The organism is Ralstonia sp. PBBBR1, assembly GCF_002256165.1.
Lineage (GTDB): Bacteria > Pseudomonadota > Gammaproteobacteria > Burkholderiales > Burkholderiaceae > Ralstonia > Ralstonia thomasii.
The window spans coordinates 175957-202119 of sequence record NZ_NKIL01000008.1; the positions used below are offsets into that span (position 1 = coordinate 175957).

The 26163-nt window shown below is 65.3% G+C and carries 26 protein-coding genes; 13 read left to right on the plus strand and 13 right to left on the minus strand.

All coding sequences use genetic code 11. The features are described 5' to 3' along the window. Positions 1–13 precede the first annotated feature (13 nt). From CFE42_RS16425 to CFE42_RS16440, 4 genes are all read right to left on the minus strand, one after another. Positions 14–724: a nicotinate-nucleotide adenylyltransferase gene (locus CFE42_RS16425; protein WP_004631021.1), complete on the minus strand. Its 711-nt coding sequence runs from the start codon at positions 722–724 to the stop codon at positions 14–16. Continuing rightward, on the minus strand, positions 721–1629 hold the full coding sequence (gene hemF, locus CFE42_RS16430) for an oxygen-dependent coproporphyrinogen oxidase (RefSeq protein ID WP_004631020.1): 909 nt from the start codon (positions 1627–1629) through the stop codon (positions 721–723). Before hemF ends, CFE42_RS16425 begins: the two co-directional genes overlap by 4 nt. 155 nt (positions 1630–1784) lie before the next feature. After that, on the minus strand, positions 1785–3053 hold the full coding sequence (purD, locus tag CFE42_RS16435; RefSeq protein WP_004631019.1) for a phosphoribosylamine--glycine ligase: 1269 nt from the start codon (positions 3051–3053) through the stop codon (positions 1785–1787). 95 nt (positions 3054–3148) lie between these two features. Beyond that, the gene (locus tag CFE42_RS16440) at positions 3149–3874 is read right to left on the minus strand and encodes a YebC/PmpR family DNA-binding transcriptional regulator (protein ID WP_004631018.1); all 726 of its coding nucleotides are present in this window, start codon (positions 3872–3874) and stop codon (positions 3149–3151) included. A gap of 173 nt (positions 3875–4047) precedes the next feature. Here CFE42_RS16440 and CFE42_RS16445 point away from each other — a divergent pair, with 173 nt between their 5' ends. Then, positions 4048–5610: a helicase HerA-like C-terminal domain-containing protein gene (locus CFE42_RS16445; protein ID WP_004631017.1), complete on the plus strand. Its 1563-nt coding sequence runs from the start codon at positions 4048–4050 to the stop codon at positions 5608–5610. Between the two features lie 69 nt (positions 5611–5679). On the opposite strand, the gene upp is transcribed toward CFE42_RS16445, so the two are convergent. Then, the gene (upp, locus tag CFE42_RS16450) at positions 5680–6330 is read right to left on the minus strand and encodes a uracil phosphoribosyltransferase (protein ID WP_004631015.1); all 651 of its coding nucleotides are present in this window, start codon (positions 6328–6330) and stop codon (positions 5680–5682) included. Between the two features lie 65 nt (positions 6331–6395). After that, positions 6396–7874: an NCS1 family nucleobase:cation symporter-1 gene (locus CFE42_RS16455; protein WP_004631013.1), complete on the minus strand. Its 1479-nt coding sequence runs from the start codon at positions 7872–7874 to the stop codon at positions 6396–6398. Positions 7875–8058: 184 nt separating this feature from the next. On the opposite strand from CFE42_RS16455, the gene CFE42_RS16460 reads away from it, so the two are divergent. From CFE42_RS16460 to CFE42_RS16475, 4 genes are read left to right on the plus strand one after another with little or no spacing between them, the layout of a single operon-like run. Further along, positions 8059–8976 (plus strand): DMT family transporter, encoded by a 918-nt coding sequence (locus CFE42_RS16460; protein ID WP_004631011.1) that lies wholly within the window; start codon positions 8059–8061, stop codon positions 8974–8976. Positions 8977–9019: 43 nt separating this feature from the next. Next, entirely contained in the window at positions 9020–9811 is a 792-nt protein-coding gene (locus CFE42_RS16465; RefSeq protein WP_004631009.1) for an SDR family oxidoreductase, read from the plus strand. A 10-nt stretch (positions 9812–9821) separates the two neighbouring features. After that, positions 9822–10262, plus strand: a complete 441-nt coding sequence (locus CFE42_RS16470) for a methylglyoxal synthase (RefSeq protein ID WP_004631008.1) — start codon at positions 9822–9824, stop codon at positions 10260–10262. Then, complete coding sequence (locus tag CFE42_RS16475) at positions 10259–11239, plus strand: quinone oxidoreductase (protein ID WP_004631007.1); 981 nt, start codon at positions 10259–10261, stop codon at positions 11237–11239. The genes CFE42_RS16470 and CFE42_RS16475 overlap by 4 nt, the downstream gene beginning before the upstream one ends. Before the next feature lie 9 nt (positions 11240–11248). Here the strand turns inward: CFE42_RS16475 and CFE42_RS16480 are convergent, their stop codons facing one another. The 5 genes from CFE42_RS16480 to CFE42_RS16500 form a co-directional block, all read right to left on the minus strand. Next, positions 11249–11545: a YkvA family protein gene (locus CFE42_RS16480; RefSeq protein WP_004631006.1), complete on the minus strand. Its 297-nt coding sequence runs from the start codon at positions 11543–11545 to the stop codon at positions 11249–11251. A gap of 163 nt (positions 11546–11708) precedes the next feature. Next, entirely contained in the window at positions 11709–12866 is a 1158-nt protein-coding gene (locus CFE42_RS16485; RefSeq protein WP_004631005.1) for a BMP family ABC transporter substrate-binding protein, read from the minus strand. A gap of 79 nt (positions 12867–12945) precedes the next feature. Next, on the minus strand, positions 12946–13866 hold the full coding sequence (locus tag CFE42_RS16490) for an ABC transporter permease (protein WP_004631004.1): 921 nt from the start codon (positions 13864–13866) through the stop codon (positions 12946–12948). Between the two features lie 13 nt (positions 13867–13879). Continuing rightward, positions 13880–14989 carry an ABC transporter permease gene (locus CFE42_RS16495; protein WP_004631003.1) on the minus strand — a complete coding sequence of 370 codons (1110 nt, stop codon included), beginning with the start codon at positions 14987–14989 and terminating at the stop codon, positions 13880–13882. After that, positions 14982–16496, minus strand: coding sequence for an ABC transporter ATP-binding protein (locus tag CFE42_RS16500; protein WP_037044209.1), 1515 nt, complete (start codon positions 16494–16496; stop codon positions 14982–14984). Before CFE42_RS16500 ends, CFE42_RS16495 begins: the two co-directional genes overlap by 8 nt. A 487-nt stretch (positions 16497–16983) precedes the next feature. On the opposite strand from CFE42_RS16500, the gene CFE42_RS16505 reads away from it, so the two are divergent. The 8 genes from CFE42_RS16505 to pcp all read left to right on the plus strand — a co-directional run bounded on the left by CFE42_RS16505 (position 16984) and on the right by pcp (position 24576). Then, positions 16984–18198 (plus strand): multidrug effflux MFS transporter, encoded by a 1215-nt coding sequence (locus tag CFE42_RS16505; RefSeq protein ID WP_037044177.1) that lies wholly within the window; start codon positions 16984–16986, stop codon positions 18196–18198. A gap of 275 nt (positions 18199–18473) precedes the next feature. Beyond that, entirely contained in the window at positions 18474–19121 is a 648-nt protein-coding gene (pxpB, locus tag CFE42_RS16510) for a 5-oxoprolinase subunit PxpB (protein WP_009277474.1), read from the plus strand. Further along, a complete protein-coding gene (locus CFE42_RS16515) occupies positions 19118–20167 on the plus strand; it encodes a biotin-dependent carboxyltransferase family protein (RefSeq protein WP_004630996.1) in 1050 nt (349 codons plus the stop codon). The genes pxpB and CFE42_RS16515 overlap by 4 nt, the downstream gene beginning before the upstream one ends. Before the next feature lie 19 nt (positions 20168–20186). After that, a complete protein-coding gene (gene pxpA, locus CFE42_RS16520; protein WP_004630994.1) occupies positions 20187–20930 on the plus strand; it encodes a 5-oxoprolinase subunit PxpA in 744 nt (247 codons plus the stop codon). Positions 20931–20985: 55 nt separating this feature from the next. Further along, a complete protein-coding gene (locus CFE42_RS16525; protein WP_004630992.1) occupies positions 20986–21723 on the plus strand; it encodes a DUF969 domain-containing protein in 738 nt (245 codons plus the stop codon). A gap of 3 nt (positions 21724–21726) precedes the next feature. Next, the gene (locus tag CFE42_RS16530; RefSeq protein ID WP_004630990.1) at positions 21727–22683 is read left to right on the plus strand and encodes a DUF979 domain-containing protein; all 957 of its coding nucleotides are present in this window, start codon (positions 21727–21729) and stop codon (positions 22681–22683) included. Positions 22684–22824: 141 nt separating this feature from the next. Beyond that, positions 22825–23850: a TRAP transporter substrate-binding protein gene (locus tag CFE42_RS16535; protein WP_037044174.1), complete on the plus strand. Its 1026-nt coding sequence runs from the start codon at positions 22825–22827 to the stop codon at positions 23848–23850. A 78-nt stretch (positions 23851–23928) separates the two neighbouring features. After that, complete coding sequence (pcp, locus tag CFE42_RS16540; protein WP_004630986.1) at positions 23929–24576, plus strand: pyroglutamyl-peptidase I; 648 nt, start codon at positions 23929–23931, stop codon at positions 24574–24576. Positions 24577–24601: 25 nt separating this feature from the next. Here pcp and CFE42_RS16545 read toward each other — a convergent pair whose 3' ends face one another. Together CFE42_RS16545 and CFE42_RS16550 are read right to left on the minus strand one after the other, a co-directional pair. Continuing rightward, the gene (locus CFE42_RS16545; RefSeq protein WP_238563794.1) at positions 24602–25327 is read right to left on the minus strand and encodes a ribonuclease E; all 726 of its coding nucleotides are present in this window, start codon (positions 25325–25327) and stop codon (positions 24602–24604) included. Positions 25328–25522: 195 nt separating this feature from the next. After that, complete coding sequence (locus CFE42_RS16550) at positions 25523–26155, minus strand: DUF2968 domain-containing protein (RefSeq protein WP_004630982.1); 633 nt, start codon at positions 26153–26155, stop codon at positions 25523–25525. Positions 26156–26163: the final 8 nt, after the last annotated feature.

Here is a 26163-nt window from a genome sequence, read left to right on the forward strand (position 1 = left end):
GTCAATCACGCGGTCAGGCACTGACCGTGCCATTGGCACGGCGGTACAGCGAATGCGATTGGATCAGGTCGGCCACGCCGGCGGGCAGGTCGGTGTCACAGCGCGCGCCGGTGGCCAACTGCTGGCGCAGGCGGGTGGATGACAGGTCGACGGCCAGGGTCTGGTCGATCCACATATGGCCGGCGGGTGCGCATTGTATCAATGCTGTGTCGCCTCGGCGCACATCGAGCTCGCGCTGTACCGGCACATGCAGTGCCTGAAGGTCGAAACCCGGGCGTGTGGCGACGCACAAGTGGACGTATTCGAACAGGTCTTGCCAGCCGTGCCAGGTGTCCAGGCCGACGAGCTGGTCGGCGCCCATCAGCCACGCCATGGAGGTGTCCGGGCCGTAGACGCCGCGCAATTCGCGCACGGTGTCAATGGTGTAGCTGGGGCCGTGGCGGTCGACTTCCATGCCGCTCACATGGACACGGGCGCGGCCGCCGCGTACCGCTTTGGCGGCCAGTTCGGTCATGGCGAAGCGCAGCGGAGCGGGTGTGATGTCGGCGGCCTTCTGCCACGACATGCCGGTCGGAATCCACAGCAGCTCATCGAGGTCGAGGCGGGCAATGCACAGTTCGGCCAGGGCGATGTGGCCGACGTGTGGCGGATCGAACGTGCCGCCCAGCAAGCCAAGCCGGTAGGGGCGATCGAGAGTGGGGCGCACGAACGTGGGAAGCGTCATACCCAGTCGCGCGCCGGCAGGAAATCGGTGTATAGCGCGGCCTCCGGCGAGCCCGGTTCCGGCTGCCAGTCGTAGCGCCAGTTGGCCACCGGCGGCATTGACATCAGGATCGATTCCGCGCGGCCGCCGCTTTGCAGGCCGAACAGCGTGCCGCGGTCGAATACCAGATTGAACTCGACATAGCGGCCACGTCGATAGGCCTGGAAGGCGCGTTCGCGCTCACCATAGGGCGTCGCGTGGCGTTGTTCGGCGATGGGCAGCCACGCAGGCAGGAAGGCGTCGCCGACGGAGCGCATCATCTCGAAGCTGCGCTCGAAGCCCAGCTCCGCAAAGTCGTCGAAGAAGATGCCGCCGATGCCGCGCGCTTCCTTGCGGTGCTTCAGATAGAAATAGTCGTCGCACCATTGCTTGAAGCGCGGGTACAGCTCGTCGCCGTAGGGGGCGAGGGCGCCCTGGCAGGTGCGGTGGAAATGCGAGGCGTCTTCGGTGAAGCCGTAATAGGGCGTGAGGTCCATGCCGCCGCCGAACCACCAGACGGGGTCGGCATCGGGGCGCACGGCGACGAAGCAGCGCACATTCATGTGCACCGTCGGCACGTAGGGGTTGCGCGGATGGAAGACCAGCGACACGCCCATCGCCTCGAAACCCCGCCCGGCCAGTTCGGGCCGGTTGGCGGTCGCCGACGGGGGCAGGGTGTCGCCCATCACGTGCGAAAAACCGACGCCGCCGCGCTCGAGCAGCGCGCCGCCTTCCAGGATGCGGGTGCGGCCGCTGCCGCGCAGGCGCTCGGTGGGCGGCTTCTCCCATGCGTCGGTGACGAACGTGCCGCCGTCCAGCGCGCTGGCGGCAGTGGTGATGCGGTCCTGCAGGTCCAGCAGGTAGGCGCGGACGGCTTGGGTATCCATGCGATCAGGAGAGGCCGCTCGTCGGGGCGAGTCGGGCCGAGTCATACGGTTGTCACCATTGTAGCGGGCGGGCAGCCGGGGCAAGTCGGGGATCACCCGGGGTGACGGATGCCGCGCCTGCCCCATCGTGGGGCATCAGCGCGGCGGGCTGTCGCTCAATGGCGGATGGCGCGATGTCCGATATCGGTACGGTACTGGGCGCCGTCAAAGTGGATCTGCTCGATGGCGTTGTACGCGGCACGCTGGGCTGCCTTGACGGTATCGGCCAGGCCCACCACGCACAGCACCCGGCCGCCGTTGGTGGTCAGCACGCCGTCCTTGAGCGTGGTGCCGGCATGGAAGGTGACGCTGTCTTCGGTTTCCTTCGGGATGCCGGTAATGACGTCGCCCTTGCGCGGCGTGTCCGGATAGTTGTGGGCAGCCATCACCACGCCCAGCGCGGTGCGGCGGTCCCAATCCAGCTCCATGCCGTCGAGCTTGCCGTCGATGGCACGGTCGAGCACGTCGTACAGGTCGGTCTTCATGCGCGCCATGATGGGTTGCGTTTCCGGATCGCCCATGCGGCAGTTGAATTCGAGCGTCTTGGGATTGCCTTCGGCGTCGATCATCAGGCCGGCATACAGGAAGCCGGTGTACGGGATGCCGTCTTTTTCCATGCCGCGGATGGTCGGCATGATGATTTCGCGCAGCGCGCGGGCGTGCAGCGTGGGCGTGACCACCGGGGCGGGCGAGTAGGCGCCCATGCCGCCCGTGTTGGGGCCGGCGTCGCCGTCGAGCAGGCGCTTGTGGTCCTGGCTGGTGGCCAGCGCCACGACGTTCTTGCCGTCGCACACGACGATGAAGCTCGCCTCTTCGCCGGCGAGGAATTCTTCGATCACCACACGCGCACCGGCGTCGCCCAGGCGGTTGTCGGCCAGCATCATGTCGATGGCGCTGTGTGCTTCTTCGGTCGTCATGGCCACGACCACGCCCTTGCCGGCGGCCAAGCCATCGGCCTTGACGACGATCGGGGCGCCTTCCTGGTCAACGTACGCATGTGCCTGCGCAGCATCGCTAAAGGTCTGGTACTTGGCGGTCGGAATGCCGTGACGATGCATGAATGCCTTGGCGAAATCCTTCGACGATTCGAGCTGCGCGGCGGCCTTGGTCGGCCCGAAGATGCGCAGGCCCTTGGCGCGGAACAGGTCGACGATGCCGGCGGCCAGCGGCGCTTCCGGGCCGACCACCGTGAAGTGGATGCCCTCGCGCTCGGCAAAGGCGGCCAGCACTTCCGGATCCGTGATCGGGAGGTTCTGCAGGCGCTTGTCGAGCGCCGTGCCACCGTTGCCGGGGGCCACGTACACCACCTGTACCTTGGGCGAGCGCGCCAGCTTCCATGCCAGGGCGTGCTCTCGACCGCCCGAACCGACCACCATCACTTTCATGCTGTACCTACCTGAAATTGCAAAATCCGATTCGAAATCTGGAAAACAAAAACGGCGATCGTGAGGTCGATCGCCGTTATGCGCGTGTCCGGGGCTTACTCCCCGATGACCGCGTTGGTGAAGACTTCCTGCACGTCGTCCAGGTTTTCCAGGACGTCTAGCAGCTTCTGCATCTTGACCGCGTCTTCGCCGGTGAACACGACTTCGGTCTGCGGCTTCATGATGACTTCGGCCAGTTCGGCCTTGAAGCCGGCGGCTTCCAGCGCGGTCTTGACCTTGGCGAAATCGTGGGGCGGGCAAATGACTTCGAGCGAGCCGTCGTCGTGCGTGATGACGTCATCGGCGCCGGCTTCGAGCGCGGCGTCCATCAGCTTGTCTTCGGGCGTGCCGGGGGCAAAGATGAACTGGCCGATGTGGTCGAACAGGAACGCGACGGAGCCCGATGTGCCCATGTTGCCGCCGTACTTGTCGAACCCGTGACGGACTTCGGCCACGGTGCGCGTGCGGTTGTCGGTCAGGCAGTCGACGATCACGGCGGCGCCGTTGATGCCGTAGCCTTCGTAGCGGATTTCTTCGTAGTTTGCGCCTTCCAGGCCACCCACGCCGCGCTGGATGGCGCGGTTGATGTTGTCCTTGGGCATGTTCGCGTCGGTGGCCTTGTCCATGGCCAGGCGCAGGCGCGGGTTAGAGTCGGCATCGCCGCCGCCCAGACGGGCCGCCACGGTGATTTCCTTGATCAGGCGCGTCCAAATCTTGCCGCGCTTGGCGTCGGCAGCGGCTTTCTTATGCTTGATGTTGGCCCATTTGGAATGACCGGCCATGAAACTCTCCGAGCGGAATGCAGTGGAATCTGGCGCCCAGATGGCGGTTTGACGCCACCTGCACGCTCTATAATCGGTCGCGGATTTTAGCATGCTGCACACGCCCGCCGCCCCGTCCGTCTGGTCGAGTGGCCGGTGTGTTGCCCCCCCAGATTGATCCTCGTCCAAACGCCATGACCGATCCCATCCTGATTGCCAAGAACGCCAAAGCGGAGTTGGTGCTGTTGCCCCAGCTCGCCAACCGGCATGGCTTGATCACCGGCGCCACCGGCACCGGCAAGACCGTCACCCTGCAAACGATCGCCCAGGGCCTGTCGAAGATTGGCGTACCGGTTTTCCTGGCTGATGTGAAAGGTGATCTGGCCGGCATTTCGCAGGCCGGCCAACCGAACGACAAGCTCAAGGCGCGCCTGCAGGAGCGCGGCCTGGAAGAGCCGCAATGGGCTTGTTGCCCCGTCACGCTATGGGATGTGTATGGCGAGCGCGGCCACCCCGTGCGCGCCACCGTGTCCGACATGGGCCCGCTGATGCTCTCGCGCATGCTGGAGCTGAACGACATCCAGACCGGTGTGCTGAATCTCGTCTTCAAGATTGCGGACGACTCGGGCCTTGCGCTGCTCGACATGAAAGACCTGCGCGCGATGCTCCAGCACGTTGGCGAGCATTCTTCGGACTACACGAACAAGTACGGAAACATCTCATCGGCCAGCATCGGGGCCATTCAGCGCAACCTGATCGCGCTGGAAGAGCAGGGCGCCGACCAGTTCTTCGGCGAGCCGATGCTCAATATCAATGACCTGATGCAGACCGTGCGCGGCCAGGGCGTGATCAACATCCTGGCGGCCGACAAGCTGCTCAACGCGCCCAAGTTGTACGCGACGTTCCTGCTGTGGTTGCTCTCCGAACTGTTCGAGCATCTGCCGGAGGTGGGCGACGTGGACAAGCCCAAGCTCGCCTTCTTCTTTGACGAGGCGCACCTGTTGTTCAACGATGCGCCGCCGTCGCTGCTGCAGAAGGTGGAGCAGGTGGTGCGGCTGATCCGCTCGAAGGGCGTGGGCGTGTACTTCGTGACGCAAAACCCGGCCGACGTGCCGGACACGGTGCTCGGCCAGCTCGGCAACCGCGTGCAGCACGCGCTCCGGGCGTTCACACCGCGCGACCAGAAGGCCGTGAAGGCCGCGGCCACCACGATGCGCGCGAACCCGGAGTTCAGCATCGAAGAGACCATCGGCGAACTGGCCGTGGGCGAGGCGCTGATTTCCATGCTGGACGAGGGCGGTCGCCCGGAGATCACGCAGCGTGCGTTTGTCGTCCCACCCGCGTCGCGCATCGGCCCGATCTCGGACGACGAGCGCCGCGAGCTGATGACGAATTCGCTGGTGGCCGGCCGCTACGACACGGCAATCGACCGCGAATCGGCGTACGAAATCCTGAACGGCCGCGTGGCGAAGGGCGGGGCGACATCGGCGCCTGCACCGGGTTCCATCGGCACGGATTTCGGGGCATCGACTGGTTCAGCACCCGCATCGGCGCCCGCGCCCGCGCCACAGGAGAGCGGCGGCTGGCTGGGCGATGTGGGCTCGATCCTCACAAAGGGTACGGGCCGCAGCGGCCGTGGCGATTCGATTGTCGAAACGTTGGCCAAGTCGACGATGCGCACCATCGGTTCAACCGTCGGGCGCGAAATCGTGCGCGGCGTGCTGGGCAGCATTCTGGGCGGATCGAAGAGGCGCTGAGCGCTTCCGACGTACCAAAGACAACAGCCGGCATTGCCGGCTGTTTTTGCTTGCGCTGGGAGCGTGCGATCAGTTTTTCGTGCCGAACAGGCGGTCGCCCGCATCGCCCAGGCCCGGGATGATGTAGGCGTTTTCATCCAGGTGCGAATCGAGCGACGCCACAAACAGCTTCACGCCCGGATGCGCCTTCTGGAACACCTCCACGCCTTCGGGCGCCGCCACGAGTGCCAGGAACAGGATGTTCTCGTCGGGCACGCCGCGCGTCTTCATCACGTCGACGGCGTGGACGGCCGAGTAACCGGTGGCGACCATCGGATCGCACAGGATGAAGGTACGGTCCTCCAGGTCGGGCAGGCGTACGAGGTATTCCACCGGACGGTGTTGGTCATCGCGGTACACGCCGATGTGGCCGATGCGCGCCGACGGAATCAGCTCCACCAGCCCGTCGCTCATGCCCACGCCCGCGCGCAGCACCGGCACCACGGCCAGCTTGCGGCCCGCGATGACGGGCGCTTCCATCGGGCCCATCGGCGTGTCGATATGGCGGCTGGTCAGCGGCAGGTTGCGCGTGATTTCGTAGCCCATCAGCAGCGTGATCTCACGCAGCAACTCGCGGAACGTGCGCGTGGACGTGTCCTTGTCGCGCATGTGCGTGAGCTTGTGCTGGATCAGCGGGTGATTGAGGATGAACAGGTTCGGAAAGCGCGGATCTTGTTTCATGGCGGCAACGGATTCTCAGATGGGGCGCATTGTACCGGCGCGCCCCGGGTCGATTTTGGAAGCGCTCAACGGCGGCCGCGCATCAGGATCACATACACCACGGCGGAAATCGCCAGGCCCACGAACCACGCATACGTGTACAGCGCTTCGAATACGCCGGGCACGCTGGCGACGAATCCCGCCTGCTTGAAGAAGCCCGGCAGATTGGGCAGCACGCCGATGACCAGCGCGGCGATGGCGCGGCCGTTCCAGCCGTTGCCGTAACCGTACGGGCCGTCTACGCGGAATAGCTCGCCGGTCTTGAGCACGGTGCGGCGCACCAGAAAGTAGTCGACCATCATGATCCCGGCCACGGGGCCGAGCAGCGCGCCATAGCCGACCAGCCACGTGAAGATGTAGCCCTTGGTGGTTTCCAGGATCTTCCACGGCATCATCGCCAGGCCAATGCCTGCCGTGATGTAGCCGCCGGTTCGGAACGAGATGCGATGCGGCGCCAGGTTCGAGAAGTCATACGCCGGCGAGACCACGTTGGCGGCGATATTCGTCATCAGCGTGGCGGTGATCAGCGCCAGCAGCGCAACGATGACCGACGGGCCGGTCATCTTGCCGGCCAGCGTGACCGGATCCCAGATGGCCTGACCGTAGATGACCACCGTGGACGACGTGACGAGTACGGCCACCAGCGCCAGCAGCCCCATCGGCAGCGGCAGGCCGACTGCCTGCCCGACAAGCTGATCGCGCTGGCTGCGCGCGAAGCGGGTGAAGTCGGGAATGTTCAGCGCCAGCGTGGCCCAGTAGCCGACCATGGCGGTGAGCGACGGCCAAAAGAAGCCCCAGAACTCGCCGGCGCGCTTGCCGCCCGCCGCAAACGCCGACGGCGCCGACAGCATCGGGCCAAAGCCGCCCGCATTGGTATACGCCCACCAGACCAGGCCCAGCGCGGCCAGAATCAGCAGCGGGGTGGCCAGCGCCTGGAAGCGCTTGATCGATTCGAGCCCCTTGGTGATCAGCCAGATGTGCAGCGCCCAGAACAGCAGGAAGCAGAATCCCTGGCCCGGGTTGATGCCCAGCCCCGGAATATTGCTGCCGACCAGCATGTTGTCCGTGACGACGTTGAGGATCGTGTAGATCGCCTGGCTGCCCAGCCACGTCTGGATGCCGAACCAGCCGCACGCCACGATGGCCCGCAGAATGGCCGGCAACTGCGCACCGCGCACGCCGAACGAGGCCCGCACCAGCACAGGGAAGGGAATGCCGTACTTGGTACCCGCGTGCCCCACCAGCACCATCGGCACGAGCACGATCAGGTTGCCGAGAAACACCGTCAGCACGGCCTGCCACCAGTTCATGCCCTCACTCATCAGGCCCGAAGCCAGCATGTAGGCCGGCACCGACACCACCATCGACACCCACAGCGCGGCGTAGTTGGTGGCCGTCCAGGTGCGGGCGGCGGGCGGGGTGGGGTTGAGGTCTTCGTTCCAGAGGGTCGGGTCGGGTGCCCCGACGGCGTCCGCGGAGAACGCGGAAGAGGTGGTTTGGCTCATGTCGAAGTGGGATCCGTTGTCGTTGTAGATATTCGGAATGCAGGCGCGATTGTACGGCGGTCACCAGCATGCCCAAGCGAAAGCTGTGCCAAGTGCAGCGCACCCCGCGCCGGAACGTTTTGTTGAATTCCAATACAATCGACGACGCTCTCCAACACCGCCCGCATCTCTCTCTCGCCCCGTTGTGACCACAGCGTCTTCTGCGTCTACCACGCCCGCAAGAACTACCGACACCGGCGGTCTGCTGCTTGCGTCCGCGGGCGCCGTGCTGTTCTCCGCCAAGGCCATCGTCGCCAAGCTGATGTACCGCTATCAGGTGGATGCCGTCAGGGTCATCACCCTGCGCATGCTCCTGGCCGCACCGCTGTTCATGGCGATGGGGTGGTGGCAGTCGCGCCGTGCACAGCCCCTGGCCGTGGCAGACCGCTGGCGCATCGTCGGCTTGGGCCTCATCGGCTATTACCTCTCCAGCTTTCTCGACTTCCTCGGCCTGCAATACATCACGGCAGGGCTGGAGCGGCTGATTCTGTTTCTGACACCGTCGTTCGTGCTGCTGATTACGTCGACGGTATTCAAGCGGCGCATTACAGGCTTGCAGTGGGTGTCGCTGGCGCTGGCCTATGCCGGCATCGTGCTGGTGTTCGCGCACGACCTGAACCTGGGCGGTAACAACGTCTGGCTGGGCGGCGGATTGGTGCTCGCCAGCGCCGTCAGCTACGGTATCTATCTGCTGGCCAGCGGTGAGTTGGTCAAACGCGTGGGATCGATGCGGCTCGTCGCCTATGCGATGTGCGTGTCGACCGCGGCCTGTATCGTCCAGTTTCTGGTACTGCGGCCGGTGTCGGCGCTGGTGTTGCCTTGGCAGGTGTACGGGCTGTCTGCCATCAACTCGGTGTTCTGTACGGTGGCGCCGGTCACGATGACGATGATGGCGGTGGCGCGCGTGGGTGCGCCCGTGGCGTCGCAGGCAGGCATGATCGGGCCGGTGTCGACACTGCTGCTGGGCTGGTGGCTGCTGGGCGAGCCGATCACGATTTGGCAGATTGCCGGCAGCGCGCTGGTGCTTGCCGGTATGGCGCTGCTGTCACGCCGTCGCGCTTGATTGGCGGGACAGTCCAAATGACAATCACAAGGAGTCGGACAGGATGGACTTGGGGCTGAAAGGCAAGCGTGCGCTGGTGTGCGGCGCAAGCAAGGGATTGGGCTTTGCGTGCGCCGATGCGCTGGCTGCCGAAGGCGTGGACGTGGTGATCGTCGCGCGCGGTGCCGAAGCGTTGTCGGCAGCCGCAGAGCGCATCCGCACGGCGCACGGCGTGCGCGTGGAAGCAGTGGCGACCGACATCACCACGCCGGAAGGCCGTGCCGAAGCGCTGCTCGCGTGCGAGCGTCTGGGCGGCTCGCCAGACATCCTCATCAACAACGCAGGCGGCCCGCCGCCGGGCAACTTCCGCGATTGGGACCGCGACGTATGGAATGCCGCGCTCAACGCCAACATGCTCACGCCGATCGACCTCATCAAAGCCACCGTCGACAAGATGATCGAGCGCCGCTGGGGCCGCATTGTCAATATCACCAGCGGTGCCGTCAAGGCGCCGATCGACGTGCTGGGTTTGTCCAACGGCGCGCGCTCCGGCCTGACCGGCTTCGTTGCCGGCCTGGCGCGTGAAGTCGCCAAGCACGGCGTGACCATCAACAACCTGCTGCCGGGCCAGTTCGAGACCGACCGCCTGACCAAGACGCTGGAGGCAGGCGCCAAGGCTGCCGGCATCAGCGCAGAAGAGAATTTCGACCGCAAGCGGCAGGGCAATCCGGCTCGACGCTTTGGCCAACCGGCCGAATTTGGCGCCGTCTGTGCCTTCCTGTGTAGCCAGCATGCCGGCTACCTGAACGCGCAAAACATCCTGCTGGATGGCGGCAGCTTCCCTGGCACCTTTTAAGCCAATCGACATGACCACCCTTACGCCCGCTACGCCCGAAAGCGCAGTTCGCAAACGCCGCGTCGCCCTGATCGCACACGACCACAAGAAAGACGACATGGTCGCTTTCGCCCAAACGCACCAGGCCTTCCTGTCGCAATGCGACTTGCTGGCGACCGGCACCACGGGTGGCCGCCTGGAGAAGGAAGTCGGCCTGACCGTGCAGCGCATGCTGTCCGGCCCGTGGGGCGGCGACCTGCAGATTGGCGCGCAGTTGGCCGAAGGCCGTGTCGACGCCGTCATCTTCCTGCGCGACCCGATGACGCCGCAGCCGCACGAACCCGACATCAACGCGCTGGTCCGCGCCTGCGACGTCCACAACATCCCCTGCGCCACCAACCTCGCAACCGCCGACCTGGTGATGTCTGCCTTGCAACGGGTGGCGCCCGATCCGAAGGAGATCCACGCATGACACAAGCGAAAGCCATCCGCATCTTTGAGACCGGCGGCCCCGAAGTGATGCAATACGTCGATGTCGACGTGCCCGCGCCCGGCCCCGGCGAGGCCACCATCAAGCAGCACGCCATCGGCCTGAACTACATCGATGTGTATTTCCGCACCGGGCTGTATCCCCAGCCCCTGCCTGACGGCATCGGCATGGAAGCCGCAGGTGTGGTCGAAGCCGTGGGCCAGGGCGTGACGCACGTCAAGCCGGGCGACCGCGTGGCCTATGCCGGCCGTCCGACCGGCGCCTACGCTGCGTTGCGCACGATGCCGGCCGACATTCTCGTGCGCCTGCCCGATGCGATCGACTTTGAAACCGGCGCTGCGATGATGCTGCAGGGCATGACCGCGCAATACCTGATCCGAGACAGCTATCGCGTGCAGCCCGGCGATACGGTGCTGTTTCACGCAGCCGCTGGCGGTGTGGGGTTGATTGCGTGCCAGTGGCTCAAGGCGCTCGGCGCCACGGTGATTGGCACCGTTGGCAGCGATGCCAAGGCTGAACTTGCCTGCGCGCACGGTTGCGACCACACCATCGTCTACACCCGTGAGAACTTTACCGAACGCGTGCGCGAAATCACTGGCGGCAAGGGCGTGCCGGTGGTCTACGACGGCATTGGCAAAGACACGTTCACGGGCTCGCTGGATTGTCTCGCACCGCGCGGGATGATGGTCACCTACGGCAACGCATCTGGCCCAGTGCCACCGGTTGACCTCAGCGTGCTGAGCGCAAAAGGCTCGCTCAAGATCACGCGCCCGACGCTGATGACTTACACGGCCCGGCGCGAGCTGCTGGAACCGATGGCGGCAGAGTTGTTCGATGTGGTGAGCAGCGGCAAGGTGAAGATCGAGATTCACCAGCGCTACGAACTGCAGAACGCGGCGCAGGCGCACCGCGATCTGGAAGCGCGCAAGACGACCGGGTCGACGATCCTCTTGCCGTAAGTTGAGACGTTACCGCCCGGTGGGCTTCACCCGCCGGGCGGCGGCAAAGCGCGCATCCTCGCGCACGCGGTCGGGCAGGCGTCGCAGCAACATGTGCAGCGCGAACGGCACCAGCACGATGTCGTCCACCCAGCCGATCACGGGAATGACGTCCGGGATCAGGTCGACGGGCGATACCACATACCCCACCAGCAGCAGCGCAGCCGGCGCGAGCCACCACGGCTTGTCCGGATGGCGCAGCGCAAACCACAGCAGGCGCACGTCGTTGCGCACCACGCTCCACAGGCGGAAAAGTCGTCCGAACATCGTGGGCTCCTTGATGAAAAGCCGGCGTCACATGAGTCCGTTTGGCCGGCGGATCATCGTATCAGCTTGGGGAAACGGTCCGGTTTTCAAGAAGAGGCGCGATCGTCCATGAAAAAAGCCGGCCCTCTCGCGAGACGCCGGCTTTTGCCGAGACGGGTACGACTTAGCCTGGAATCTTGCCTTCCACGCCTTCCACGTAGAACTTGATGCCGTGCAGGAAGCCGTCGTCGGCGACCTTGTCGACGGGCAGGACTTCCTTGCCGGTGTTGTCCTTGAGCGGGCCCTTCCAGATCGGAGCCGAGCCGTCGATGATGCCCTTCTTGCGTGTCTCGACCAGCGTCTTCACGTCTTCCGGCACCACGGCGTTGTATGCGCCGAGGTCGATCGCACCTTCCTTCAGGCCCCACCACACGGTTTCCGGCTTCCACTTGTTTTCAAGCACATCACCGATGACCTTGGTGTAGTACACGCCCCATTTGTTGATCGAAGCCGCCAGGTGGGCCTTCTCGCCAAACTTGGTCATGTCGCTGTCCCAGCCGATCGCGTAGACGCCTTTCTCCTGCGCGGTCTGCACGACGGCGGCGGAGTCGGTGTTCTGCATCAGCACGTCGACGCCCTGGCCGATGAGGGTGGTGGCCGCTTCGCGCTCCTTGCCCGGATCGAACCACTTGTTGACCCACACCACGCGGGTGGTGGCCTTCGGGTTGACGCTGCGTGCGCCCAGCGTGAACGAATCGATGTTGCGGATCACCTCGGGGATGGGCACCGATCCCACTACGCCCAGCTTGCCCGACTTGCTCATCTTGCCGGCCACCACGCCTGCCAGATAGGCGCCTTCATATGTGCGCACGTCGTACTGGCCGAGGTTGTCGGCGGTCTTGAAACCGGTGGCGTGCTCGAACTTCACATCCGGGAATTCCTTGGCGACCTTGAGCATCGATTCCATGAAACCAAAGCTCGTGCCGAAGATGACCTTGTTGCCTTGCGTGGCCAGGTCGCGGAACACGCGCTCGGCGTCCGCAGCGCTTTCGGGCACGCTTTCGACGAAGCTGGTCTTCACCTTGTCGCCGAACTTGGCTTCGACTTCCTTGCGGCCGTCGTCGTGGGCGTGCGTCCAGCCTGCGTCGCCCACCGGGCCGACGTAGACGAACGCGATCTTCAGCGGTTCATTGGCCGGCGCCGGTGCGGCAGCGGCGGGGGCCGATGATGCGGCCGGCGCGGAATTGCCGCTAGCGTTGTCGTTGGACTTGCCGCAACCCCAGAGGGTCAGGGCAGCGCCGGCGGCCAGGGCGGCCAGCGTGATCCTGCGGGTAACGTTCATCGATTTCTCCTGTTGTGTGGCTCGTTGACTGTGTTGAAGCAAATAAAAGCGGAATGCAGAAGCTGACGCTGCATGCAGTTTAGGCAGCCCCCGGGCGGAACGGCTTGCCGAGCGATGCGGGCATGTTCAGGCGGATCCAATCCGGATTGCGCGAGATGATGGCCAGCACGACGATGGTGGCGGCAAACGGCGCCATCGACAGAATCTGCGACGGCACCGACACGCCCATCCCTTGCAGGTGAAATTGCAGGATCGTCACGCCGCCGAAGAGCAGCGCACCGAACAGAATGCGTAGCGGGCGCCAAGTGGCAAAGGTGGTCAGCGCGAGGGCAATCCAGCCGCGGCCGGCGACCATGTTCTCGACCCACATCGGTGTGTAGACCAGCGACAGGTAGGCACCTGCCAGCCCGCAGCACGCGCCACCAAACAACAGCGCGCCAAAGCGGACGGTGCGTACCGGATAGCCGAGCGCGTGAGCCGATTCCGGCGATTCGCCAATAGCGCGCAGCGTGAGGCCCGCGCGCGTCTTGAACAGGAACCACGCAATCGCGCCGCACAGCAGCAGGCTGAAATAGACCATCCAGTGGTGCGCGAACAGGGCGGGGCCGACAAACGGAATCGACTCCAACCCGGGGATGCCGTGCGCCTGCGCCGGCAGCGACATGCCGACAAAGCGCTGCCCCATGAAGGCGGACAGCCCGGTGCCGAAGATCGACAGGGCGAGGCCCGTGGCGACTTGGTTGGTGACGAGCACCAGCGCCAGCCAGGCGAAGAGGGCGGCCATCACCATGCCGGCAAGCGCGCCGGCGGCAAAACCCAGCAGCGGAATCTGCGTCTGGTAGCCGACCATGAAGCCGACCACGGCGGCCACCAGCATCATCCCTTCGGCGCCGAGGTTGAGCACGCCGGAGCGCTCGTTCATCAAGAGGCCCAGGGCGGCCAGCAACAGCGGGGTGCCGGCGTTGATCGACGCGGCGATCAGGGGAGCGAGACTTTCCATGTATGCGGCCCGATCAGTGATGTGCGCGCCAGCGCAGGCGGTATTCGATGAGCGTGTCGCAGGCGAGCAGGAAGAACAGCAGCATCCCCTGGAACACTCCGGTAATGGCCGACGGCAGGCCCAGGCGCGATTGCGCAAGCTCGCCGCCGATGTAGAACAGCGACATCACGATCGCACCCAGCACGGTGCCCACCGGATTCAGGCGCCCGACGAACGCCACCACGATGGCGGCAAAGCCGTAGCCGGGGGAAATGGACGGCAGCAGTTGCCCGATCGGCCCCGTGACCTCGAAGGCGCCGGCAACGCCTGCCAGGCCGCCCGACACCAGCAGCGCCGTCCACAGCGCCGCGCGCGACGAGAAGCCCGCATAGCGCGCGGCTTGCGGGGCCAGGCCACCGACTTGAAGGCGATAGCCCGCAAAGCTGCGGAAGACGAACAACGTCATCGCCGCCGTCATCACGAGCATGAACAGGAAGCCAACGTGCAGGCGCGTGCCGGCCACGAGCGTCGGCAGAACGAACGCGCTGTCGAACACGATCGATTGCGGGAAGTTCATGCCGTTCGGGTCTTTCAACGGCCCGTTGACCACGTACAGCAACAGCAACTGTGCCATGTACGTGAGCATGAGCGAGACGAGGATCTCGTTGGCATGAAAGCGATCGCGCAGCAGCGCAGTGATCGCCGCCCACAGCGCGCCGCCGATAAGGCCAGCAACGAGGGCCAGCACCAGCGCAAAGCCGCCCGGGATGGCGGGTGTCGGCGTATCGAAGTAGACGATCGTAGCCGCGGCGAAAATGCCGCCCAAGATCAGTTGCCCCTCCGCGCCGATGTTCCACACGTTGGCGCGATAGCACACCGACAAGCCCAGCGCGCACAGCACCAGCGGCACGGTCTTGAGCAGCACTTCGCCAATCGCCCGCTTGCTGACCAGCGGTTCGACCAGGAACACGCGCAGGCCGGCCACGGGGTCTTTGCCAAGCAGCGCGAACAGCAGCAGGCCGAACACCATCGTCAGCACCAGCGCGATGAGCGGCGAGGCATAGGCCATGGTGCGCGACGGGATCGCCCGCAGTTCCAGCGAAACCGGCAGCGCCAGGCGGCTGCCATGCATGACGTCAGCCATGGGCCACCTCCGAGGTCGCTGCCGCCGAAGCCGGGGCTTTGTCCCACATGCCGCTCATCCACAGACCAATCTGTTCGCGGTTGGTGGCGTGCGTGGGAGTGGAGGGCGAGAGGCGCCCGTTGGCGATCACGTGCAGGCGATCGCAAAGCGCGAAGAGTTCGTCGAGTTCTTCCGACACGATCAGGACGGCGCAGCCCCCCGCCTTGAGCGCGAGGATTTCGTTGTGAATCTGCGCCGCCGCGCCCACGTCCACGCCCCAGGTGGGTTGCGCGACGATAAGTACGCGCGGCGCGCATTCGATTTCGCGGCCGACGATGAATTTCTGCAGGTTGCCGCCCGACAGGCTCTTGGCCAGGGCATCCGGGCCGCCGGCCTTCACACCAAACCGGCTGATGATGGCGGCAGCCAGTTTGGCGGCGGCTTTCTTGTCGATGAGCCCCCCACGCACCTGTGGCGCACGCTGATGCGTCAGCAGCGTATTTGCGGCCAGCGACAGCGACGGCACGGCGCCGCGCCCCAGGCGCTCTTCCGGCACGAACGACAGCCCGCGCTTGCGGCGCGCCCGCGGGTCCAGCTTGGCGACCGGCTCGTTGCCGATGCTGATGGTCTGCGCCGACGCACGCGTGTCTTCGCCGGACAGGGCTGCCAGCAGTTCCTGCTGCCCGTTGCCCGATACGCCTGCGATGCCGACGATCTCGCCGCTGCGCAATTGCAGCGCGATGTCACGCAGCTCCGTCGCAAAGGCATGGGCCTTGGGCAGCGACAGTCCGGCCACCTCCATGCGCACGTCGCCCGGTGTGGTCTGCGGTCGCAATTCGCGCGGAGGCTCGCCGCCGATCATCATGCGCGACAGCGACGCCGCCGTTTCCTGGCGCGGGTCGCACACGCCCGTGACCTTGCCCATGCGCATTACCGTGGCGGTGTGGCACAGGGCCTGGATCTCGTCGAGCTTGTGGCTGATGTAGAGGATGCTCGTGCCTTCTGCCGCCAACTGGCGCAGCGTCACGAACAGCTTCTCGACGGCCTGCGGCGTCAGCACCGAGGTGGGTTCGTCAAGAATCAGCAGGCGCGGCTTGGTGAGCAGCGCCCGCACGATTTCCACGCGCTGGCGCTCGCCCACGGAAAGCGTATGCACATGGCGATGCGGCTCCAGCGGCAAGCCGTATTTCTCGCCCGTGCTGCGCACCTGATCAGCCACGTCGCGCAGATCCGTGCCCGAGGGCAGGCCGAGCAGGATGTTCTCTGCCACCGTGAGCGTGTCGAACAGCGAGAAGTGCTGGAACACCATGGCGATGCCAAGTGCGCGCGCCTGGTGCGGATTGGCGATCTCGACGCGCTGGCCGTCGAGCAGCATCTCACCGGCGTCAGGCTGCACGGCGCCGAAGATCATCTTCATCAGCGTCGACTTGCCGGCGCCGTTTTCGCCCAGTACGGCGTGGATCTCGCCCGGCGCGACGGTCAGGCTCACGCCGTCGTTGGCGACCACGCTTGGGTAGCGCTTGGTCATGCCCGTCAGCGACAGGCGTGGTGGGAGTTGTGTCACAACAGGTTGGCTCGTGGTTTCCGTGCCGCTCACCGTGCCGGTACGCAGCGGAGGCGGTCTCGTTTTTGGGTGTTGACGACACTTCACTGCAGGCAACGCCAACGCAGATTCGCGCCGACGCATCGCAGCAATCATCATGGTTGGGTGATGCCTGCCATCAACCGCGAATTATATCGTTCGGCTCCATGCCGAACGGCGATTTCGGCCGGCTTGGGACTGCCTCGTACGAGGGGTGGCGGAGTGCAAATCCCGTGCCGGCCCGATCGCGGCGATTTGTGGGGTACAGCTTGTCATGCCGATGTATGCAGGTGGCACGTGCAGCCCTCGGGTGGGGCGCGCATGCCGTCGTGCACCTGACCAGTGCGCGCGCGTGGCTCGCCGCTTTGCGCTACAGTTCCCGGTTTGCTCCGGCGCGGGCCTCCCGTCTGCCGCCGCGTCAAGTTCTCCCTTCATGACTGCTCCCGCTCCTGCACGATCCCGCATGCCCGGCCCGATCCCCGGCTGGCTCCTGCTGCTTGGCGCGCTCACGGCCATCGGCCCGCTGTCGGTGGACATGTACCTGCCGAGCCTGCCGACCATCGCGCGCGATCTGAATACGTCGTCGGCCGCGGCGGGGCTCACGCTGACTGTGTTCCTGATCAGCCTGGCGATCGGCCAGCTCATCTACGGCCCAGCCAGCGATCGGTTTGGCCGCAAGCCGCCGCTCTATATCGGTCTGGCGATGTACGTGGCGGCGTCCATCGGTTGCGCGTTCGCCAAAGACGCCACGATGCTGGCCGTGCTGCGCGGCGTGCAGGGGTTTGGCGGCTGCGCGGGCATGGTCATCGCACGCGCTGCCGTGCGGGATCGCATGGACCCGGCCGGCGCCGCACAGGCCTATTCCACGCTGATGCTGGTGATGGGGGTGGCGCCCATCCTCGCCCCGATGATTGGCGGCGCGGTGCTGCAGTTCACAACGTGGCGGGTCATCTTTGCCTTGCTGACGGCGTTTGGCGTGCTGTCGCTGGTGGCGGTGCACTACCTGATGCGCGAATCGCTGGCGCCCGAGCAGGCGCGCAGGCTGGCGGTCAGCCACGTGCTGCGCGACTACTGGGAACTCCTGCGCGATCACCACTACGCTGCCTATATGTGGTGCGGCGCCGTGTTTCTGTCGGGCATGTTCGCGTACATCACCGTGTCGTCGTTCGTGCTGATCGACGGTTATGGGCTGACGCCGTCGCAGTACGCCTGGGTGTTCGGCAGCAACGCCGCCGGGATGATCGCGGCCTCGCGCGTGAATGTGCGGCTGGTGCGCAAGTATTCGCCGGCGCGCGTGCTGCGACGGGCGCTGTGGGTGCCGGCCATCACCAGCGTGCTGGCTGCCGCTGCCGCCGCGGCCGGTTTTACGCCGCTGCCGCTCGTGCTGGCGGCGCTGTTCTGCTACATCGCCTCGATCGGCTGCATCTCTCCCAACACCGGCGCGCTGGCAATGGCGGGGCAGGGTGCGCGTGCGGGTACGGGCTCGGCGCTCATGGGCGCCATGCAATTTGGCCTCGGCATGGTGACCGGTACGGTGGTTGCCGCCGTCGGCCAGACGGCGCTGCCGCTGCTGGGCATGATGGCTGTCTGCGCCGTCGCCGCACTCGTTCTGGGTCTGCGCATCACGCGCGAAGAGCCCGCCGCCTGACCCTCAGTTCCGGTCTCGATCTACGCCTCTTGTTCTGGGGGCGTCTTCCTCCTTTCATATGACTTTGGCATAACATGCCTGTCACGCTAACCGCGTCCGGCACCTATGATGAGTGCAGCCGGACCGCGTTCAGCAGCGACTTGGCCCTGAACGACTAAGGGTTACTTCTTATACAGAATTTATCGACAATTTATTAACGTATCGCTTTTGTTTTCAAACGCGCGTCGTTTTGCAGGGATCTTCCCGCCAACGGCGCACACGAGACGGGGGTTAAGTTGCAGTGCACGATTCACCGGCTGGGCGAACTCGCGCTGTTGTGCGAAGTGCCGCCACCGGCCACCCTGAATTGCCAGCAGCGCATCTGGGCCATGGCTTCGCGCGCGTCCAATTGGGCGGGCGTGGTCGACGTGGTGCCCGGCATGAACAACCTCACGCTCGTGTTCGGTCCACTGGCCGATGCGCAGCGATTGACCACGCAGCTGCGTGAGGCCTGGGAAGAGAGCCAGGCGTTGGTGGCCGACGGCAAACTCGTCGACATCGAAGTCGCCTATGGCGGTGACGAAGGCCCCGACCTGCGCGAAGTCGCCAAGCACACCGGCCTCAGCACGGCCGAAGTCGTGCGCCGTCACACCGCGCCGGAATACATCGTCTATTTCCTGGGCTTCCAGCCCGGCTTTGCCTACATGGGCGGGCTCGACAAGTCACTCGCCACGCCGCGTCGCGCCGAGCCGCGCATGGCCGTGCCGGCCGGTTCGGTCGGCATCGGCGGCGAGCAGACCGGCATCTACCCGGCCGCATCCCCCGGTGGCTGGCAACTGCTTGGCCGCACAGACGCGGCGCTCTTCATGCCGCAGCGTAATCCCCCCACGCTGCTGGCGCCCGGAGACCGCATCCGCTTTGTTGCCTCGAAGGTGCGCGCATGAGTTCGAAACCCCAACCCATGATCGAGATCGTGCGGGCCGGCGTGCTGGCGTCCGTGCAGGACCTGGGCCGCACCGGCTATCGCCGTTTTGGCGTGTGCACGTCGGGCGCGCTGGATCCGCTGTCGCTGTATGTGGGCAACCGCTTGGTTGGCAACCGCAGCGATGCGGCGGGCATCGAGTTCACGCTGGGCAACGCCACGCTGCGCTTCCACGCCAATGGCCTGATCGCGCTGACGGGCGCCGATTGCCGCGCCACGCTCGACGGCGCACCGGTGCATGCTTGGCGCGCCATCCCCGTGCAACGCGGGCAGATGCTGACATTGCGCGTGGCGCAGGGCGGGGTGCGTGCGTATCTCTGCGTGGCCGGCGGCATCGATGTGCCCGAGATGATGGGCTCGCGCAGCACCGATCTGAAAGCCGGCTTTGGTGGTTTCGAAGGGCGCCCGTTGAAAGACGGCGACAGGCTGCCCGTGCTGCCTGCCGACACAACGTACGCCCCCGACATCAGCGGCGATACCGTTGCCGTGAAGGCCGCCCGCTGGACGTTCGACCGCGCGCAGAAGGACACGCCGGTCATGCGCGTGCTGCCCGGTCCTGAATACGACGATTTCGTTGCCGACGCGCAAGCCGCATTCTGGGAATCGGACTGGACGCTCACCCCCAACAGCAACCGGATGGGTTTTCGCCTGCAGGGGCCGGAACTCAAGCGCAAAAAGCAGCGCAGCGGCGATCTGCTCTCGCACGGCGTGGTGCCGGGCGTGATCCAGGTGCCGCCGTCTGGCCAGCCCATTGTGTTGATGGCCGATGCGCAAACCACGGGCGGCTATCCGAAGATCGGCTCCGTCATCCTGGCCGACCAATGGCGCCTGGCGCAGATTCCGCTCGGCACGCGCGTGCGCTTCGAGCGTGTCACGCTGGAAGAGGCCGAAGCCGCCCGCGCCGACGTGGCACGGTATCTGCAGCAAATCGAAACCGCACTGGATTGGCAGCGCCAAGGCATTCTGTCGAGCGCGCATCGCACCGCCAAGACGCGACTGAACGCCTGATGCACCGGAAGACAACACCATGACCGCAATTGATCTGAATGCCGACCTCGGCGAAGGCTGCGATACCGACGAGGCGCTCCTCGCACTGGTGAGTTCCGCCAACATCGCCTGCGGCTGGCACGCCGGCGACGTCAACACGATGCGCCAGACCGTGGGCTGGGCGCTGCGCCAGGGCGTGTCGATTGGCGCGCATCCGAGCTTTCCCGATCGCGAAAACTTTGGCCGCACTGAGATGCATCTGCAGCCCGATGAAATCTACGCGGGCGTGCTGTTCCAGATTGGTGGGCTGTCAGCCATCGTGCGTGCGCAGGGCGGCAAGCTGGCGCACGTGAAGGCGCACGGCGCGCTGTACAACCAGGCTTCGCGCGACCGGCCGCTGGCCATGGCCATCGTGCACGCGATCCGCGATTTCGATCCGTCGCTGGTGGTGTTTGGCCTGGCGGGAGGTGAACTGGTCAAGGCCGCGCGTGAACTTGGCCTGCAGGCCAAGGAAGAGGTGTTTGCCGATCGCGGTTACAACGCAGACGGCTCGCTCGTCAAACGCGGTACGCCGGGCGCCCTGATCGACAGCGAAGATGCCGCGCTGGACCAGACGCTGACGATGGTGCGCGAGCAGCGCGTGAAGGCCATCGACGGCACGTGGGTTCCGATCCGCGCGGAAACGGTTTGTCTGCACGGCGACGGCGCGCATGCGCTGGCGTTCGCGCGACGCATTCGGGAACGGCTTGGCAGCGAAGGCATCGCTGTTCGCGCCGGCGCCTGAGCCACGGCCCCGTCCTTCCAGCGGGGCTTTTTATCAACTTGGGGGGAAGCACCACATGGGTACGGCAGTGAATCTATGGCCGCTGATCGGGGTGGTCGTCATCATCGCGGGGTTCATCCTGCGATTCAATCCGATGCTGGTGGTGGCCGTGGCCGCCATCGCCACCGGTTTTGCGGCATCGATGTCCATCGAGCAGATCCTGACGGCGATCGGGACGGGCATCATCAAGACGCGGACGTTGCCGCTGATCATCCTGCTGCCACTCGCGGTGGTGGGTCTGCTCGAACGCCACGGCTTGCGTGAACACGCGCAGAACTGGATCGCGCGCATTCAATCGGCCACCGTTGGCCGTCTGCTGATCGTCTACCTCGCCGTGCGCGAGCTGACGGCAGCTGCCGGTCTGACGAGCCTCGGCGGTCATCCGCAGATGGTGCGTCCGCTGCTGGCCCCGATGGCCGAAGGCGCCGCCGAGAACCGTTTCGGCAAGCTGCCGGCGCCGGTGCGTGAACGCCTGCTGGCCTTCTGCGCCGCCACCGACAACGTGGGCCTGTTCTTCGGCGAAGACATCTTCGTGGCCTTCGGCGCCATCGCGCTGATGCACACGTTCCTGCTCGGCTCGGGCATCGACGTGGAACCGCTGCGTATCGCTGTGTGGGGCATCCCGACGGCGGTCTGCGCGTTCCTGATCCACTCGGTGCGCCTCAAGCGCCTGGACGGCTGGCTTGCCCGCGAGATGGGTAACCAGCGGGGCGCCGCCGGCAATACCAACACGGCCGCGGCCAAGCAGGGGTAAGCCATGATTCTGTCGATCAACTATCTGTACTGGCTGGCCGGGATCATCCTGACGATCACCGCGCTGATGACCTTTGCCGACAAGAACCACCCGCGTCGCTGGACCACGGGCCTGTTCTGGGCGATCTTCGCCGTCATCTTCCTTGTTGGCGACAAGATCCCACCGATCGTGGTTGGTGTGGGTGCCGTGGTGATGGCACTGCTGGCCGGCACCGGCGGCGTGACGCTGGGCAAGCACGGTGAACTGCCGGCAGAAGAGCGCCGCGCATCGGCCAAGCGCCTGGGCAACCGTCTGTTCATTCCGGCGCTGACCATTCCGCTGGTCACCGTCATCGGCAGCGTGTTCCTGAAGGACGTGAAGATCGGTGGCGACCTGCTGCTCGATCCGAAGAACCAGACCTTCGTCTCACTGGGCCTGGGCTGCATCATCTCGCTCGCGCTGGCGTGCTGGCTGACCCGCGACACGCCGGTGCAGGCCATGCGTGAGTCGCGTCGGCTGACGGAGTCGCTCGGCTGGGCGCTGGTGCTGCCGCAGATGCTGGCCATGCTCGGCCTGGTCTTCGCCGATGCCGGCGTGGGCAAGGCCGTGGCGCACCTGACCACCGCCTACATCAACATGGACTATCGACTGGTCGCGGTGGTCGTCTATTGCGTGGGCATGGCGCTCTTCACCGTCATCATGGGCAACGGCTTTGCGGCCTTCCCGGTCATGACAGGCGGCGTGGGCGTGCCGATCCTGGTGGGCGTGTTCCATGCCAATCCGGCGGTGATGGCGGCTATCGGCATGTTCTCGGGCTACTGCGGCACGCTGATGACCCCGATGGCGGCGAACTTCAATATCGTGCCTGCCGCGCTGTTGGAGTTGTCCGATAAGAACGCTGTGATCAAAGCGCAAGTCCCGACCGCGCTACTGTTGCTTGCAGCCAATATCGTGCTCTTGTACTTCCTGATGCTCCACTAATCGTGTTTAATGCGTCGCGTGCGGTGTGCGTCACGCTGGCGGTTCTTAGCCGGCGGACGCCACCCAGCGCGATCGCTGCCCGGGAGACAAGGGCATGCAGTCGTGTCGACCTCGCATCGTGCTCTTTCTCCGGGGGGATTCATGAGCAGCCAGATGACGAGCGGCCGTTCCATGTCGGGACGCCGCTTTTTTTGTGTTCTCGCAGCCAGCGCGCTGTCGTTGATTTCCGCCGCGCAAGCCAGCGCGGAAACGCTCCGAGTGGCCACGCCGTATCCGGCCGTCAATTTCCATACGCAAAACCTGCAGGCCTTTGCCACCGCAGTCAGCAGCGCCACCAATGGCGGGCTCAAGCTCGAGGTCTATCCGAACGGCACGCTGCTCAAGCCGGCCGCCATCTTTGACGGCGTCAAGGACGGCAAGGCGGAAGCGGGCGAAGTGATGCTCTCGACGCTGGCTCAGCGCGATCCGCTTTTCGGCGTGGATTCGATTCCCTTCGTGGTGTCGGGCTACAACGATGCGCGCCTGCTGTGGGATGCCTCGCGCAGCCACATCGAAGCGTTGATGAGGGCCAATGGTTTGCGCCTGCTGTACGCCGTGCCCTGGCCGCCGCAGAACCTGTATTCCGAAACACCGATCGCCCGTTTGTCCGACCTGAAAGGACATCGTTTGCGCACCTATAACGCAGCGCAAAAACGCATTGCCGAGCTGTACGGTGCGCAGGCTGTGCAGGTGGAAGCCGCTGATCTGACTGCCGCAATTGCCGGCGGCCGGATCGACACGATGGTCACCTCGCCGTCCACTGGTCTGGAGACGAAGGCTGGCCAGCGCATGACCTATTACTACAAGGTCAACGCGTGGATCCCAAAGAACGCCGTGTTCGTGAATGAGGCGCGCTTCGCCAAGCTCCCGCCCGCGACGCAGCAGACCGTGCTCAAACTCGCCAAGGATTACGAGGCGCGCGGTTGGGACTCGAGCCGCCAGACCTACGAGCGCGACGAAGCCGAACTTGCCAAAACTGGCGTGCGCGTGCTCAATCCAGACGTGACGCTGCAGGGCGACATGCGCCGCCTGGGCGAACGTCTGACGCGCGAATGGCTGCACACCGCGGGCACGGAAGAAGTCGACATCCTGTTGAACTTCGAGAACAAGCGCAGCAAGGCAAACTGACCCCGCAACGCGCTCGGGCATGATGTTCGACGGACGTTTATCATCGTTTTTGTCTTACGCAGCAAGCAGGAGAACGTCATGCCTACCGTCCTCGTCACCGGTTTCGATCCGTTCGAGAACGAACCCATCAATCCGTCGTGGGAAGCCGTGCGCACCCTCGATGGCCAGGGAATCGCCGGCGCCGAGATCGTCGCGCGACAGTTGCCGACCATCTTCGGCGAATCCAACAAAGTGCTCGGCAAGTTGCTGCAGACGCTGCAGCCGGAGGTGGTGATTGCCGTGGGGCAGGCTGGCGGCCGAGCCGAGATGGCCATCGAGCGCATCGCCATCAATGTTGACGACGCACGCATTGCCGACAACGCCGGCAAGCAACCGATCGATATCGCCATCGCAAGTGACGGTCCGGCCGCGTATTTTTCAACGCTGCCGATCAAGGCCATCGTGCGCGAACTGCGTGCGGGTGGCGTTCCTGCGTCGGTCTCGCAGACGGCGGGTACCTTCGTCTGCAACCACGTTTTCTATGGGCTGATGCATGCCATCTCCCGCCACAAGCTGCCCACGCGCGGCGGCTTCATCCACATCCCGTATCTGCCGTCGCAGGCCGCCAAGCACCCGGGGCAACCGAGCATGGCGCACGACACCATCGTCACCGGTCTGCGCATCGCCATCGAGACAACGCTGCGCACGCTGCACGACGTACGCGAAACCGGCGGCCAGTTGCACTGAGCCGGCGTGGCGGCACGCGCTCCGGTCAGTCCGTGAAGCGCGTATGCCGTTGCAGTTCGATATGCACCGGCGCGCCCGGCGCCGCATAGCCTGAAGCGATTGGCGCCGTGTCGATCGGTGCCGACTCGAATTCGATGAACGCAGATTCCTCGTCGAGCAGTGCGGCCGGCCGTTCCAACTCGTGCGTCGGTGCTGGCTCGACGGCCCGCACAAGCATGCGCGTCCGGATCGATTTCGCCGGCAATTGCGTCACCACCGGCGATGCAGCAGCGATGACCGGCCTAGTGACTTCCGCACCGTCCAACGTCATGTCGGGAGCACGCGCGACCGCCGTTGCGGCTGCGATAGCGGTTTCGGATTCCTTGGGCTCTTGGGTTTGCGCTGACGCGACGGGCTCGGCAGGAGGGTTCTCGAGCAGAACGATCGGTGTGGTCGGCTGGGCGATGGCGGCCACGGTTGCTTGATCAAACTCTGCGGCTGGCGGGCGATGCTGCCCGGTCTGCCAGCCAAGCAGCGCGGCCGCCAGCGTGCATGCCATGCCAATCGACAGCGCGGTCATGCGTTGAGGCCACTGCCTATGGCGGGCTGTACCGGCGCTACCGCACGTGTGGGCTGCTGGATCGATCGACGCGCTGACCTGTGTCGCGGCGCCGGGCTGCGCGCTGTCGAGTGCTGGCCCGAAAGGCGGCGGCATACGCACCAAGCCCGGTAGGCGCAGGTGTCCGTCGATGATGAAGTTGGGGGATTCCAAGTCCGTCTCCGCTGATGGCCGCAGCGCGCATCCAAGCCGGCTGCGCAAGCAGGCGCCATGCTAAGCGGCAGATGGACGGTGGTCGATCAGATTGCTCTTAAGTCGATGCGCGTTGGATCGAAGGAGCGGAGGTCGCTGGCCTGCCGCAGTTGCGCCAGGCCAGGAAGGTGAATGTCAAAGACCTTGACGAGACGTTTAAGGCGCGGGCGACCAGTGCGGATCGTTGAGCTGTTTTTCCAGCAAGCGGATCTGCTGCTGCAACGATTCAACCTGGGTCTGGTACGCGCGGCGCTCGATGTCCAGCGCCTTCGTCTCCTGACGCATGGTCTGCTGTTCAGTCAGCATTTTCTGGCGCTGCGCCTGCATGATGCGCACTTCCTGGCTCAGGGATGCGGCGCGCTGCTGCGCTGCCTGGGCTTCGCGCTCCAGTTGCGCCTTCTGGCCCGCCGTGACGGCGCGGCGCAGGTCATCTTCGGCCCACGTCCGGGTCTGACCGGTCAGCGTCTCGTATGCGCCTTCGGCTGGAGCGACCGACGCAAACTTGTACACACGCCACAGTTCCTTGCGATACGACAGGGCGACGTACGCTGTGGTGTCTTCGTTGACCAGCAGCAGGCTCGTGCCGTAGTCGCCGTTGTAAGTCGTGCGCAGTTCGGTCAGGCGCTTCTGCGCCAGCAACTGCTGCAGTTCAGCGACGGTGCCGCCCGACGCAGCCGTGGACATTGCCGGCGCTTGTGGTGCACTGGCTTGTGCGTGGACGAGGCCGGCGCCCGCAACCGAGGCTGCGGCAACGAACGTGAGGACGGTTCGGCGGAGTACGAGAGACATCGCAAAGT

Excerpts from the sequence above, each read along its gene's own strand:
- CFE42_RS16480 (WP_004631006.1), bottom strand. The coding sequence starts at position 11,545 with ATGTTCGGACGACTTTTCCGCCTGTGGAGCGTGGTGCGCAACGACGTG.
- purD (WP_004631019.1), bottom strand. The coding sequence starts at position 3,053 with ATGAAAGTGATGGTGGTCGGTTCGGGCGGTCGAGAGCACGCCCTGGCA.
- CFE42_RS16515 (WP_004630996.1), top strand. The coding sequence starts at position 19,118 with ATGAGTTCGAAACCCCAACCCATGATCGAGATCGTGCGGGCCGGCGTG.
- pxpA (WP_004630994.1), top strand. The coding sequence starts at position 20,187 with ATGACCGCAATTGATCTGAATGCCGACCTCGGCGAAGGCTGCGATACC.
- CFE42_RS16425 (WP_004631021.1), bottom strand. The coding sequence starts at position 724 with ATGACGCTTCCCACGTTCGTGCGCCCCACTCTCGATCGCCCCTACCGG.
- CFE42_RS16465 (WP_004631009.1), top strand. The coding sequence starts at position 9,020 with ATGGACTTGGGGCTGAAAGGCAAGCGTGCGCTGGTGTGCGGCGCAAGC.
- pcp (WP_004630986.1), top strand. The coding sequence starts at position 23,929 with ATGCCTACCGTCCTCGTCACCGGTTTCGATCCGTTCGAGAACGAACCC.
- hemF (WP_004631020.1), bottom strand. The coding sequence starts at position 1,629 with ATGGATACCCAAGCCGTCCGCGCCTACCTGCTGGACCTGCAGGACCGC.
- CFE42_RS16475 (WP_004631007.1), top strand. The coding sequence starts at position 10,259 with ATGACACAAGCGAAAGCCATCCGCATCTTTGAGACCGGCGGCCCCGAA.
- CFE42_RS16550 (WP_004630982.1), bottom strand. The coding sequence starts at position 26,155 with ATGTCTCTCGTACTCCGCCGAACCGTCCTCACGTTCGTTGCCGCAGCC.
- CFE42_RS16490 (WP_004631004.1), bottom strand. The coding sequence starts at position 13,866 with ATGGAAAGTCTCGCTCCCCTGATCGCCGCGTCGATCAACGCCGGCACC.
- CFE42_RS16445 (WP_004631017.1), top strand. The coding sequence starts at position 4,048 with ATGACCGATCCCATCCTGATTGCCAAGAACGCCAAAGCGGAGTTGGTG.
- CFE42_RS16440 (WP_004631018.1), bottom strand. The coding sequence starts at position 3,874 with ATGGCCGGTCATTCCAAATGGGCCAACATCAAGCATAAGAAAGCCGCT.
- CFE42_RS16455 (WP_004631013.1), bottom strand. The coding sequence starts at position 7,874 with ATGAGCCAAACCACCTCTTCCGCGTTCTCCGCGGACGCCGTCGGGGCA.
- upp (WP_004631015.1), bottom strand. The coding sequence starts at position 6,330 with ATGAAACAAGATCCGCGCTTTCCGAACCTGTTCATCCTCAATCACCCG.
- CFE42_RS16495 (WP_004631003.1), bottom strand. The coding sequence starts at position 14,989 with ATGGCTGACGTCATGCATGGCAGCCGCCTGGCGCTGCCGGTTTCGCTG.
- CFE42_RS16525 (WP_004630992.1), top strand. The coding sequence starts at position 20,986 with ATGGGTACGGCAGTGAATCTATGGCCGCTGATCGGGGTGGTCGTCATC.
- CFE42_RS16485 (WP_004631005.1), bottom strand. The coding sequence starts at position 12,866 with ATGAACGTTACCCGCAGGATCACGCTGGCCGCCCTGGCCGCCGGCGCT.
- CFE42_RS16505 (WP_037044177.1), top strand. The coding sequence starts at position 16,984 with ATGACTGCTCCCGCTCCTGCACGATCCCGCATGCCCGGCCCGATCCCC.
- CFE42_RS16530 (WP_004630990.1), top strand. The coding sequence starts at position 21,727 with ATGATTCTGTCGATCAACTATCTGTACTGGCTGGCCGGGATCATCCTG.
- CFE42_RS16535 (WP_037044174.1), top strand. The coding sequence starts at position 22,825 with ATGAGCAGCCAGATGACGAGCGGCCGTTCCATGTCGGGACGCCGCTTT.
- CFE42_RS16500 (WP_037044209.1), bottom strand. The coding sequence starts at position 16,496 with ATGACCAAGCGCTACCCAAGCGTGGTCGCCAACGACGGCGTGAGCCTG.
- CFE42_RS16470 (WP_004631008.1), top strand. The coding sequence starts at position 9,822 with ATGACCACCCTTACGCCCGCTACGCCCGAAAGCGCAGTTCGCAAACGC.